We start from the raw sequence: 13,082 nt of genomic DNA on the forward strand, positions 1-13,082 counted from the left end.
AGGACCTATTGGGCTGGGGCCGGCTGAGCCGGCGATGCGGGAGCCTGGCCGCCATTGGCACGGCCCGACGGATCGTTGAAGTAACGGAAGAAGCTGGAATTCGGGCTCAACACGAGGCGGGTTTCTCCTGACTTGAGACCGGTCTCGTACGCCTGCAACGATCTGAAGAAGGCGAAGAAATCGGGATCCTGGCCGAATGCTTCGGCCAGAATACGATTCCTATCCGCATCACCTTGGCCGCGCAATTCCTCCGATTGGCGATTGGCGTCTGCCCGGATGACGGTGGCCTCCCGTTCGGCACGGGCGCGGATGGTCTGCGCCTGCTGCTGACCGTTCGCGCGAAGATCCGCCGCTTCCCTTTCACGCTCGGTGCGCATCCGCTGATAGACGGCCTGGCTGTTGGCGGCGGGCAGATCGACCCGGGTCAGGCGGACATCGATCATCTCGATGCCGAGGCTCTGCGCCTGCCTGTTCACGTCTTCTTGAATACGCTGCATCAACCCGCTGCGCTCCGTCCGGACGATCGCGTCCCGAGACGCGCTTGCCAGAACGTTACGCATGACCGAATTCGTGAAGCTGGCGAGCCGCTGGTTTGCCAACGGGAGGCTCCCGACGGCCTGATAGAACTTCAGCGGATCGATGATCCGGTACCGGGTGAACGCGTCCACCTCCAGGTTCTGCCGGTCCGCGGACAGAATTGTCTGAACAGGCAGGTCGAGATCGAGCACGCGCCGGTCGAAATACGTGACCGCATCCATCAGCGGGACTTTGAAATAAAGGCCCGGCTCCCGCAAGGCCGATTGCACCGCGCCGAACCGCAGCACGAGCGCGTATTGGGTCTGCTGGACGATGAAGATCGAGCTGTAGAGGGCGATCAGGACGAGTGCGAGGAGGACGACGAAACCCGTCCGAAGGGCTGGACTGTTCATCGCGTGGCTCCCTGCTGACCCGCTGTACCCTGACCTTGGGGTTGTTGGCGCGGCAATTGCGTAAGCGGCAGATAGGGAACGACCCCCTGCCCGTTCTGGTCGATGATCACTTTTTCGACCCCGTTCATGACCCGCTCCATAGTCTCCAGGAACATGCGCTCGCGGCTGATGGCGGGGGAGAGACGATAAGCTTCGTAAATCTGGCGGAAGCGCGCGGCCTGACCGGTCGCGTCCGCAACGGCCTGCTCCCGGTAAGCCTCGGCCTGCTGGACAGCCCGCGCCGCCTCGCCTCGCGCCTCCGGGACGACCCGGCTGGCGAAGGTTTCGGCCTCGTTCTGCACCCGGACGGCGTCCTGCTGGGCGGCGTTCACGTCGAAGAAGGCCTGACGGACCTCCGCAGGAGGCTGTGCTGCCTGAAGCTGCACGACATTGATCAGGACGCCGGCCCCATAGGCATCGAGGGTCGACTGCATGATCTGGCGCACTTCCTGCGCGACGCTTGCCTGCTCCGTCGTCAGGATGTTCTGGATTCGGCGCCGGCCGATGACCTCGCGCATGGCGCTTTCGCCGACGGCCTTGATCGTTCCTTCAGGATTTTGGAGGTTGAAGACGAAATCCTGGGGCCTGACGGGATTGACCTGCCAGACGACATCGAAATCGATATCGACGATATTTTCGTCGCCGGTCAGCATCAGGCTTTCCTCGAGCACGTCACGGGCCCGTCCCTGGCCTGTCGGGGTCGACCGGTAGCCGACTTCGATGCGCTGCTGCTCGGTAACGTTCGGTTTGATCACCCGGCCGATCGGATAGGGCCAGTTGTAGTTCAAACCTTCGCTCGAACTGCCCGTAAAGCGACCGAACCTCATGTTGATGCCGACCTCGTTCGGCCGAACCGTATAGATGCCGGTGAGCAACCAGATGAAGATCGCGCCGAGAATCAGGGCGATAAGCCCTTTGCCGCCCATCGATCCGCCGGGAATCATGTCCTTGAGCCGGTCTTGACCGCGACGCAAGATTTCCTCGAGGTCCGGGGGCGTTCCATTGCCCTGCGGGCCGCCGGAGCCCCATGGGCTCTTGCCGCCTCCCGATCCCCCGCGTTGGCCCCAGGGGCCTCCGCCGCCGCTTTGGTTACTCCAAGGCATGGTCGCCTTTCCTCACTTTGAAAAGACCGGCCGTCTGAGCCGATAGGATGTTAGGCGGTTGTGGGTGGTCTTTCTCCCGCCTGTCAAGGCTGCGACTTGGGGATTGCGGCCGCTTTCGTCAACCTTGGCAGGGCTCAGGAACGGCGTTCCAGGTCGATAAAGGTAAACGGATGCTCGTCATCTCCGGCTTTCGGGTGGTCTTTCCGCGATATTTCCTTGAAAGCCGAGCGATCAAAGGCGGGAAAGACGGCGTCGCCTTCAGGCGTCGCATGGACCTCGGTCCAGTGGATTTTTTTCACATGCGGGAGGGCAAGAGCGTATATTTCCGCCCCGCCGGCCACCGCAATCGCATCGGCGTCCATCCGCGCCGCCAATTCCTGGCCCTTGGCGACAGCCGCGTCCCAGCTTTCGGCCCGATGGACGCCCGGGGCGGAAAATGTCGCGTCCCGGGTCAGGACAATCGTCTCCCGGCCCGGCAGACGTTTGCCGATGGACTGAAACGTCTTGCGGCCCATGATCATGGGCTTGCCCCAGGTCAGCTCCTTGAATCGCCTGAGATCCGTACGCAGGCGCCAAAGCAGCAGATTGTCCCGTCCGATGACGCCGTTATCCGCAACGGCAACCACGAGAATAAGGGGAACGGTCATGGGTCGTTTCCTAAAGAGATGGGCCGGCCGCAGGAGCCGATCCGTTCGCCAGGCTCCGCAGGGCTTCGCCCGTCACGCGCTGAACGGTCCACTCATCCATGGGCACGGCTCCGATGGAGCGGTAGAACCGCAAAGCCGGCTCGTTCCAATCGAGGACCCACCACTCGAGGCGGGCCAGGCCCTCTGTCACGCAGCGCCGGGCCAGATTCTGCAACAAGGCTTTTCCGATTCCTTTGGACCGGAATGCGGACCGAACGAACAAATCTTCCAGATAGATGCCGTGGCGGCCCCGAAAGGTCGAGAAATTATAGAACCACAGGGCAAAGCCCGCCGGCTCCCCGTTCCATTCCGCGATATCGGCGAAGACCCGCGGCCGCGGACCTAACAAGGCGGCGGAAAGGTCGTCTGTCGTGGCATCGACCTCATGGGCGAGACGCTCATATTCGGCCAGCTCGCGGATGAATTGGAGAATGAGGGAAGCGTCCTGTGCTTCCGCTTTGCGGATCGTGAGGGTCATCAACGTGTTGTGCCCAAGCTTGACGGCCCTGTCGAGCGTCAATCCGGCTCGTCCTCAGGCTTGATGCGGCGGGGCGAACCCCATTCCTCCAGGATGCCGTTCATGTCGTCGAGAACGAAAAACCGGGCGCTGTCCACATCATACCCGTCGTCGAGAAGCTCGTCATAATCCGTGAACCGATGACGGATATAGGCAACGATCGACAGCCAGGCGGCCGTTTCCGGCGTGGCCGTGTGAAGCCCACGGCTTCCTAGCGCATGATCGGTGACCGCCTCGAACTCATGCCGCGGAATCCGCGGAGCGAGGATCCTGACGGCGCTTTCGATGATCTCGCGCCGGTTCATGCAGTTCACACCGCGACAGGTGCCCTGATGGCCGGATGAGGATCGTAATCCTCGATCGCAATATCATCGAACGCGAAGTCGAACAGGGAACGCACGGCCGGATTGAGGCGCAGTCTCGGGAGGGGACGAGGCTCGCGCGAAAGCTGGAGGCGCGCTTGCTCCAAATGATTGAGGTAGAGATGCGCGTCCCCAAAGGAGTGGACGAAATCCCCCGGCTGCAACCCGGTCGCCTGCGCCATCATGTGCGTCAGCAGCGCGTAGGAGGCGATGTTGAACGGCTTTCTAATATGTTGGCTCCGATGCATATCCTACTATTATCGCCAGACCTGCTGGCGGCAAGGCTCCATGTTATGTCATCAACACCAGAGGATGAGCTCGGGCCGCAGGCTGGCCGGGGTTGCCGGCGAGTCCGAGCTCAGGATTCAGTCTGCACTGCCCGGGCTACAATGCGCAAACTCTGTCACTCAGTGCCTCGGGGCACCGAGCGCGACCATATTACCCTAGATTGAGGAATACTTGCCCTTCCTGTAGGCACAATCCGCTTACTATCCTCCTCGAATCACAATTCGGGGCGGGCAATCAGAATGGCTGACGGGAAAGTCTCTCTTTCCATCGTGGTATCGAACCACATCTCTGCGGCGTTCCACCAAAATTCGGTTCCTACCATCCGTGAGATCACTATCGAGAACGGAGCGGATCGCGACTTGGCTGACCTGGTGGTCGAGGTTACCTCGGAGCCGGAGTTCGCGGCTCCCCTGACTGTCCGCATCGATCGCATCCCGGCGAAGTCCACCCAGCACGTCCGCAGTCCGAACCTTCCCCTGAGTATCGCCTTCCTGCGCAAGTTGACCGAGGCAGTCCAGGGTGAGCTCCGGTTCACCCTCAAGGAACAAGACATGGAGCTTGCCGGGGCAGTGAAGTCCATCCGCCTCCTCCCGCCCTCGCATTGGGGCGGCACAGGCTCTGCCCCCGAACTGCTTGCGGCCTTCGTTCGCCCGAATGACCCTGCCATCGATGCGATCCTGAGGGAGGCGGGGCTGAAGCTGGCGGCGGCCGGCAAGCCGAATGCCATCGACGGCTACACCTCCGGCCGCCGTGATCGGGCATGGGAGCTCGCCGCCGCGATCTGGTCGGTTTTGGCCGCGAAGCGTCTCACCTACGTTCTCCCTCCGAAGAGCTTCGAGAGGCAGGGTCAGAAGGTCCGCTCGCCCTCCGAGATCCTTGAGAAGCGGGTCGGCACCTGCCTCGACCTCACTCTCATCTACGCGGCTGCCCTGGAGCAGGCTGGCCTCAATCCGATGGTTGTCCTGACCGAGGGGCACGCATTCGTCGGGATATTCCTGCGGCGGGAGGAGCTGCCAATGGCAGTCGTCGACGACGTCCAGGCGCTCCGCAAGCGCCGGGATGCCGACGAGGCCATCTTCGTCGAGACGACCTACCTGACGCACACGCCCCCGGGGCGCTTCGGCGATGCTGTGCGCAAGGGAGCGGCCCACATCGACGAGGAGGCGGAGGCCTCCCTTGAGGTCGCCGTCGACGTCTCCCGGGCGAGGACCGCGCAGATCCGTCCGCTCGACCTCGGCGACGGCGTGGCCCCCGCGCCCGTTGCCGGGGAGGAGGGACCCGAACTCGACCTCGGCATCGACGAGGCACCGACTTTCCCCGAGGACATCGTCGTCCGGGAGGTTGAGGACCGGAACGTCGATCGGTTGGAGCGCTGGAAGCGCAAGCTCCTCGACCTCACCCTGCGCAACAAGATGCTCAACTTCAAGGATGGTGCGAAGTCGGTCCGGATCGAGTGCCCCGAGCCCCACACGCTGGAGGACGCCCTATCCTCCGGCCGTAGGTTCAAGATCCTGCCGAAGTCGGACGTGCTGGGCGATAGCGATATTCGCGATGCCAAGCTTCATGAAGAGCGGACGAGCGCCGACGCCCGCCGCCAGGTGGCCATGGACGCGATCGCCCGCAACGAGCTTCATTCGACGCTCGATGAAAAGGACCTGAACGCACGGCTGACCGACCTCTACCGTGTGACCCGCACCGCCTTCGAGGAAAGCGGCTCGAACATCCTGTTCCTCGCGATGGGCTTCCTGCGCTGGCGGCAGGACGAGAAGGGCAAAGGGCAGGAACTCAAGGCTCCCCTCCTCCTCGTGCCCGTCTCCCTCGAGCGCTCGAGCGTGAGGGCCGGCTTCCGCTTGGCCCTGCACGAGGACGAGATCCGGTTCAATCCGACCCTGATGGAGATGCTCCGGCAGGACTTCAACCTGCGCATGGTCGAACTCGAGGGTGAGCTGCCAGCCGACGGTTCGGGCATCGACGTGGCCAAGGTCTGGAGCATCGTGCGCGCCCACGTGCGCGACGTGCGTGGATGGGAGGTGACCCCGGAAGTCGTCCTGTCAACCTTCTCCTTCACCAAGTTCCTGATGTGGCGCGACCTCGTCGAGCGGATGCACCTGCTCAAGCAGAATTCCGTCGTCCGCCATCTCGTCGATACCCCGAAGCACTCGTACGGGGACGACAGGCCCTTCCCGTCTCCCTCCAGGCTCGACCACGAACGGCACCCGTCGGAGGTGTTCGCGCCCCTGTCGGCGGACTCCTCCCAGCTCGCGGCGGTGTTCGCGGCCGCCGGGGGCAAGGACTTCGTCCTGCACGGCCCGCCCGGCACGGGCAAGAGCCAGACCATCACGAACATGATCTCCCAACTGCTCGCGATGGGGCGGAAGGTTCTGTTCGTGTCGCAGAAGACGGCGGCGCTCGAGGTGGTCCGGCGTCGCCTGATTGACGTCGGGCTGGGGGACTACTGCCTCGAGGTCCACTCCTCCAAGGCGCAGAAGTCGGCGATCCTCAACCAGCTCAGAACCTCATGGCACGAACGCGCGGTCCCGGACGCGCGCGAGTGGAAGGAGGCGGCCGAGGAACTGGCCGAGCTGAGGAACGAGCTGAACGCCCTTGTGGCCGCCCTCCACACCCGCCGCTCCAACGGCATGTCCGCGTACCAGACGTTCGGGATCGTGGTGGCCCACCGCGGCCGCTTCGAGGACGTGGTCTTCGACTGGCCGGACGCGGCGCACGACGAGGCGTTCCTCAACAGCCTCCGCAAGACGTGCCGTGACCTGTCCACAGCGCTCCGTGCGGCTGGCGATCCGTCCGAGCATCCGCTGCGGGGGATCGGGACAGTGGAATGGAGCCCTGGGTGGCGCACGGAGCTGACCGTCGCCCTCGATGCGCTTGGGAGAGCAATCGGGCCCCTCAGGGACGCGACCCGCAGGATTGGCGACGCTATCGCCGTCCCCGGGGCGAACTCCTATGCCGCGATGCGCGCCGTCGCGCTGCTGGCCGCCCTGCTCACTCGTCCCGAGGCTCGCAAGGCAGCCCGCTGCATCGCAGCCGACCATGCGGCGCTTCGCTCCGCCATCGAGGACTTGCAATCCTTGAAGACGAAAGCCGCCGACATCCAGGGCGGCCTTTCCGGCACGTACAGTGCATCCGTGTTCAAGGAGGATCTCCGCACCATCCTCACGGACTGGCGGACCGCGTCCGAGTCGAATTTCCTGTTCCGTGGCAGCCGACAGAACAAGGTGCGCCAGGCCTTGCAGCCCTTCGCCACGTCCCCGGTGCCGACGGACCTCGGCGTGGAACTCGTCAAACTGCTCGACCTGAAGGACGTGCGCGCGTCCGCGGAGCGGCTCCGCGAGACCCTCATCGCGGTTGGCGTGTCGTGGGACGGCATCGACACCGACATGGCGGAGGTCGAGGGTTGGCTCGAGTGGGCGGCCCATGCGCGGAAGGTATCCTCGCTGGCGGCCGATGCGCTGGGCCTCGACCGCTCCCTCATGCTCGAGCGCGTGCGTGGGCTGCTCGCGGACGATGCCCTATGGGAGCTGGGAGGCGTGGGCACCGAGGCGGCCGGCCACTGCCTGTCGGCTTGGGAGGCTGCCACGGCCGCAATCACGGCCGTCGCCCGGCTTGTCGATCGCGGCGGCGGCCCTGTTCCCCTTACAGACGGCCCGGATTGGATCGAGGAGACGGTCGCCATCGCGGCCCGCTGGAAAGCGAACCTTGGCCGGGCGCAGGAATGGTGCTTCTGGAACAAGGCCGGCAGCCAGGCCGCCGAACTCGGCCTCGGCCCGTTGGTCGCCGCCATCGCCAAAGGCTCTGTCAGGCCCGAGGAGGTGGCCACCGCGTTCGAGGCGGCCTATGCCCGCTGGTGGGCCGACCGCATCGTGGACGGCGATGCCGTCCTGCGCTCCTTCGTCCCCGCCCGCCATGCGGACGCGATCGCGCGTTTCCGGGCGGCTGACGAGCGGGTCGTCGAGCTGTCGAAGCGAATCATCAAGGCTCACCTTTCCGGCGACATCCCACCCCCCAACGCCTTCGGGGCGGATCCCGAATGGGGAACGCTGGCTCGCGAGATCACGAAGCGCGCAAGGCACATGCCCGTGCGCCGGCTGTTCTCCGAGATCCCGAGTGTGCTCACGAAGCTGACGCCTTGCGTGATGATGAGCCCGCTCTCCATCGCACAGTACCTCCCGCCCGACGGTGCCACCTTCGACGTGGTCATCTTCGACGAGGCGTCGCAGATCCCCGTCTGGGACGCCATCGGCGCGATCGCCCGCGGCAAGCAGGTGATCATCGTGGGCGACCCCGAGCAGTTGCCGCCGACGAGCGTCGGCGAGCGTGGCGTCGACGAGATCGAGGACGGCACGGATGTCGAGGACCAGGAGAGCATCCTCGATGAGTGTCTCGCCGCGAACATCCCGCAGATCCGGCTCGACTGGCATTACCGCAGTGAGCACGAGAGCCTGATTGCGTTCTCGAACAAGCACTACTACCGCGGCGAACTCGTGACCTTCCCTTCCCCGCTCACGACGGATCAGGCCGTCCGATACGTCCATGTTCCCGGGGGCGTGTACGAGCGTGGCAAGGGCCGCGTGAACCAGGAAGAGGCGAAGGCCGTCGTTGCCGATGTGGTCCGACGGCTGAAGGATTCGTCCTTCCGGGAGCGGAAGCAGTCGCTGGGCGTGGTCACCTTCAACGCCGAGCAGCAGCGCCTCGTGGAGAACCTGCTCGACCAGGAGCGTCGGGCCTATCCCGAGTTGGAGGACTTCTTCGACCTCACCCGTTGGCACGAACCCGTGTTCATCAAGAACCTGGAGAACGTGCAGGGTGATGAACGTGACGTGATCCTGTTCACCGTCGCTGTGGCACCGGACCAGCCCGGCCGGGGCGTGGCCACGATCAGCTCCCTCAACAAGGATGGCGGCTACCGACGTCTGAACGTGGCGATCACCCGTGCCCGGCGGGAGATGGTTGTCTTCGCCACCCTCCGGCCGGACCAGATCGATCTCAGCCGAACGAACGCCCGCGCCATCCGGGACTTCAAGCACTTCCTCGAGTTCGCTGAGCGTGGTCCCCGTGCCCTGGCGGAGGCCTTCGCCCCGACGGGACGCGGCACCGAATCCCCATTCGAGGATGCCGTGAAGAAGGCGTTGGAGACCCACGGGTGGGAAGTCCACACGCAGATCGGCGTCTCCAAGTTCTGCGTCGATCTTGCGGTCGTGCACCCGGACGCGCCGGGCCGTTATCTCGCGGGCATCGAATGCGACGGGGCGACCTACCATCGGTCGGCCACGGCCCGCGACCGCGACAGGCTGCGGGAGCACATCCTCACCAAGCTCGGATGGCGCATCCGCCGGGTCTGGAGCACCGAATGGTGGATGGATGCCGAGCGAGCCTTCGAGGCGCTCCATGCGAAGCTTGTGGCCGACCTCGAGGAGGACCGCAGCACTCCCAAGGCGGAAGCGATCTCGGATGGGCAGCCGTCTTCCGGAGGCGATGCCGCCTCCGCACCTCACCTCGAATCCACCGTCGCGCAGCCATCAGAGGACCCCGTTCCCGATACCGCTCCTCCGATGGCTGTCCAAGCGATGCCGCCCGCCCCTGATCAGGACAACAAAGCTCCCGAGGAGCAGCGCATATACGCCCGCCGGGAGGCCGATCCCAGCGACGCCATCGTCATCCCGACCCCGCAGGGCATCTACGTCCCCGCAACGGTGGATGACAGCGGCCATGCCCCCGACGGAGAGCGCTTCTACGACCCCACCTACCGCCCAAAGCTCAGGGAGATGGTGCGGCACGTGATCCGGACCGAGGGACCGATCTTCGATGACGTTCTGGTCCAGCGACTGGCCCGCGCCCACGGTTTCCAACGGGCGGCGGGCAAGATCCGGGAAATAGTGCTCGGGGTGGTCCCCCAGGGCATCGAACGCACCGACGAGGACGGCCGCACCGTTTTCTGGCCCGAGGGAACCGATCCCGGGCGTCTCTTCCCACTTAGGGAGTCTGATCCGGGTGTTCGGACGCATGGCGACATCCCCGTCCATGAACTGGCCAGCCTTGCCGCAAGCCTCGCCTCCGATGAGGATGACGAGGAAGTCGTCATTCGCCTCATGGCGGAGAAGTTCGGGCTATCACGGATCAAGCAGGGAACGCGCGCTCGCTTCGAGGCGGCTCTTCGACTAGCAAGAGGATCGGCCTAGACGCGGTCCGATTTTGGGATGACCTCACGAGAAACCGCTACAGCAAAGACTGGCTCTGGAGTCATGTTGGAATCCAGCAAACCCAGGCCGACGTTAACTCAGGTCCAGATCATCCAATCACTTGCCGAGGCACTCGCCTGGTTCGAGAAGGAGTTGAGCTGGGGAGTGGCTCCGGCCGAGTTGAACCACCTCACAGGTCGGATCGGCGAACTCTATGCCGCGATGATCACCCGTGGTCAGATGGCCCTCGAAACCAACCAGCGGGGATACGATGTCGTGTCCTCCTCGAACGAGCGTATCTCTGTCAAGACGGTCACCACCTCCCCCCATGTCTCCTTCAATCTCTCGACGTTCGAGTACGTCGACAGGGTCATAGTCCTTCGCGTCAACGTCGACGACGAACTGGGTATTTCGGTCGAGGAACTCCTCGATGAAACCGCAGAGTCAGCCAAGGGCAAGATGCGGCTTGGCGACGGCAAGTACGTGTACTCCATCGCACAGGGAACCCAACGGGAGAAGCGCCCCGTCGAGGACCTGCATGTCACAGCGCGAGCGAGACATTCTGACTTCGAGATCGTCCGATATGAGAGCGGCGCAATCCGCATCCTGCGCGACGGAGTCATCCAGCCCGTAGTCGTCAAAGATGTCCTCAGGCCCATTGCTGCCGACCTTGGTGTCAGCCTCCTGAACCCCAAGGGAGAGACCAAGAACACGCAGTCCCTCGGTGCCGATGTGATCCGTGCGCTCAACCTAGGTAACGATCGTCCAGTTACCTAGCGGGAATCACTGCGCTCTTCGAGCTTAAGCTGGAGAAGGCATTGGGGAACCTGCATCCTAAACACCGCTACGGAATTGTGGAGTTTCGCACGCATTCCACAGGCCGCGAACAAATAGAGAACAATTCTGTGGCGGGCTATAACGGGAATCAGTAAGGTCGCTGCTCTCAAGGGAGGTGACAATGATGGATCAGGTTCAGCCTGCTTGCAGCCCGGACGAGATGGAGGTCGATGTCACAGCCGTGATCGAGGCCTGCGGCGGCGATCCGAGAACTGCGATTAAGGCGCTTCTCATCGAACAGCAGATCCAGGAGCAGCGCATTGAACGTCTGGCCTCAGCCCTGTCCTTCGGTTACGTGCGCGGGCGGATTGGTGTCACGTCGGGCCGCGCCGGCTCCAGCCATAGTGTAACCACCTGATGGCACTTCGCACCAGGTTGGCATCATCGTCCCATCATCTGCTCGAGCGAATGCTGAACTTCGAGGCCTTGACTCTATGCGACACGGCCATTCGAGAAAGTCCCGGCGCCTCATGACGCCGGAGGTCGCCGACAGGCTTCTTAAATCCCTGCGCCCGACCCGCCATCTCCTCGCGCGGACGTTGGCGGAATCCCCATCGGCGGACCAGAATACTGTCAGATCGATCGGGTGGTGCAGGAGATCGATGGACTTGCCGAGATCCTGATCGGCGATGTGACCCACTACCATCAGAAAGTCCATTCCGTACCGGTGCCCGACACGGGACATGGCGGCGAATAGACGAGAAAGACACAGGCCCATGCCGCACGGAGCGGGTGCGATGGGCTTTCGAGACATGCAGTCCGGGCAATCGGCAGTTCCCCAAAGTCCGGTTATCGTCGCATCACGGACGTTCGGTGTACTTCGGCCTCGTGCCATCACCAGACCTTCGCCAGGGCCGTGACGAGATCGGTGCAGCAACTCAGCCGAAAATGGCTTACGCGAGCTGGTACATGCCGTTGGGCTTGTCTCGGTAGAGCACGGCGGCACAGGCCTGTGGCAGCCCCATTGCTCATAGGCAATCCGGGACGCTAAAGACCAAATTCGGTGCAGGTCAGCTTGAGAGCAGTTTCGCGAGGGCTGCCCGCACCAGCTTGTCCAGTTCCTCAATCCGCTGCGTCTGATCGTGAAGCAAGCCTTCGAGATGCTCGCCGCGAATGCGGTCAAACTTGTCGTGCAGGGCCATGATCTCAACCTCGGCCTTCAGGTTGACCTCATAATCCAGGCTCGCGGCCAACCTGTCCCTGGTGGCCTGGCGGTTCTGAGACATCAGGATCACAGGGGCTTGAAGCGCGGCGACCATCGACAGGATCAAGTTCAGGAAAATGTAAGGGTACGGATCAAAGCCCCCGCCGAAGCTGGCTAAGGCAAGGCTGTTCACGACAACCCAGGCGATAAGCATCCCCGTGAAGATCGTGATGAAGGTCCAGGAACCGCCAAACCGAGCGACCCGATCCGCCAAGCGCTCACCCAGTGTCTGCTGTTCTGCGAGAACACTGTTCACATCTTGAGCGATGTGCGAATGCTTGGCAATGTGGAGAATTACCCGCTGCTCGCGTTCGGACAATTTCGTCACGCCGCTGTCCAGCAACTGCCGAGCGAGTTGAGTCACCTCGTCCATACGCGCCCTCCGCTGTCATTCTGATCAGAGATTGCAGTCTACCCTAGACATGGGGACTGGAGGAGGCTTGCCGTTCGCGCCCGTGGCGTATCCAAGGTGATCAAGAAAACCTTCTATTGCACCCTGCGACCCGTGCCACTCTTCCAAAGATCGGACGGCGGCTACCTACTTGCTAGGCGCATCAATCGGACCCCGCCGGGCACATAATCCACGCGAGATCCAAGAATATCAGAGAAGCATCGTGATCCCATTTTCAAATTCCAATCTCTTGAATTACGCCCAAGTATTGCCTTTCTCTTCGAGATCATCGAATAACTCCCAGTTTGAGGCAATCATATACTTAGGTCAGATAAGCGTGTATACTTCACCAAAGTTAGGAGTGCATCATGATTCAGAGAATCAGATCCTACATTTCTTACGAAAACGAAACGATCCTCGTTGCGGCTCTGGCCTTCCTGTTCTGCGGAGCCGTGATCTTGGGATTCATGTGATGCTTTCCCAGGCGCTGATTTCGCTCCTTCTGATCGCTGGCATTCTCGCCGTCTTCACG

Annotated in this window: 9 protein-coding genes and 1 pseudogene; 3 read left to right on the plus strand and 7 right to left on the minus strand. The window is 63.0% G+C overall.

Features of this window, described 5'->3' with window-relative positions:
* Positions 1-5: 5 nt before the first annotated feature.
* The 6 genes and pseudogenes from hflC to thyA form a co-directional block, all read right to left on the minus strand.
* Positions 6-929 (minus strand): protease modulator HflC, encoded by a 924-nt coding sequence (hflC, locus tag LJD17_RS12130; RefSeq protein ID WP_227384449.1) that lies wholly within the window; start codon positions 927-929, stop codon positions 6-8.
* Positions 926-2,071, minus strand: a complete 1,146-nt coding sequence (gene hflK / locus LJD17_RS12135; RefSeq protein ID WP_227384450.1) for an FtsH protease activity modulator HflK — start codon at positions 2,069-2,071, stop codon at positions 926-928. Before hflK ends, hflC begins: the two co-directional genes overlap by 4 nt.
* Before the next feature lie 134 nt (positions 2,072-2,205).
* Entirely contained in the window at positions 2,206-2,718 is a 513-nt protein-coding gene (locus LJD17_RS12140; RefSeq protein WP_227384451.1) for a dihydrofolate reductase, read from the minus strand.
* 10 nt (positions 2,719-2,728) lie between these two features.
* Entirely contained in the window at positions 2,729-3,235 is a 507-nt protein-coding gene (locus LJD17_RS12145; protein WP_227384780.1) for a GNAT family N-acetyltransferase, read from the minus strand.
* Between the two features lie 38 nt (positions 3,236-3,273).
* Positions 3,274-3,579: a DUF2293 domain-containing protein gene (locus LJD17_RS12150; protein WP_227384452.1), complete on the minus strand. Its 306-nt coding sequence runs from the start codon at positions 3,577-3,579 to the stop codon at positions 3,274-3,276.
* A gap of 5 nt (positions 3,580-3,584) precedes the next feature.
* Positions 3,585-3,857: pseudogene (thyA, locus tag LJD17_RS12155) on the minus strand (thymidylate synthase); the annotation flags it as partial.
* A gap of 306 nt (positions 3,858-4,163) precedes the next feature.
* Between thyA and LJD17_RS12160 the strand changes: the two are divergent.
* The 3 genes from LJD17_RS12160 (at position 4,164) to LJD17_RS12170 (ending at position 11,313) form a co-directional block, all read left to right on the plus strand.
* The gene (locus LJD17_RS12160; RefSeq protein ID WP_227384453.1) at positions 4,164-10,118 is read left to right on the plus strand and encodes a DUF3320 domain-containing protein; all 5,955 of its coding nucleotides are present in this window, start codon (positions 4,164-4,166) and stop codon (positions 10,116-10,118) included.
* A gap of 63 nt (positions 10,119-10,181) precedes the next feature.
* Positions 10,182-10,895 (plus strand): DUF6998 domain-containing protein, encoded by a 714-nt coding sequence (locus LJD17_RS12165; RefSeq protein WP_227384454.1) that lies wholly within the window; start codon positions 10,182-10,184, stop codon positions 10,893-10,895.
* A 181-nt stretch (positions 10,896-11,076) separates the two neighbouring features.
* Positions 11,077-11,313: a hypothetical protein gene (locus LJD17_RS12170; protein ID WP_227384455.1), complete on the plus strand. Its 237-nt coding sequence runs from the start codon at positions 11,077-11,079 to the stop codon at positions 11,311-11,313.
* 652 nt (positions 11,314-11,965) lie between these two features.
* Here LJD17_RS12170 and LJD17_RS12175 read toward each other — a convergent pair.
* Complete coding sequence (locus tag LJD17_RS12175; protein ID WP_227384456.1) at positions 11,966-12,532, minus strand: DUF1003 domain-containing protein; 567 nt, start codon at positions 12,530-12,532, stop codon at positions 11,966-11,968.
* Between the last annotated feature and the right edge of the window lie 550 nt (positions 12,533-13,082).

Source organism: Microvirga rosea (genome assembly GCF_020595095.1).
Classification (GTDB): domain Bacteria; phylum Pseudomonadota; class Alphaproteobacteria; order Rhizobiales; family Beijerinckiaceae; genus Microvirga; species Microvirga rosea.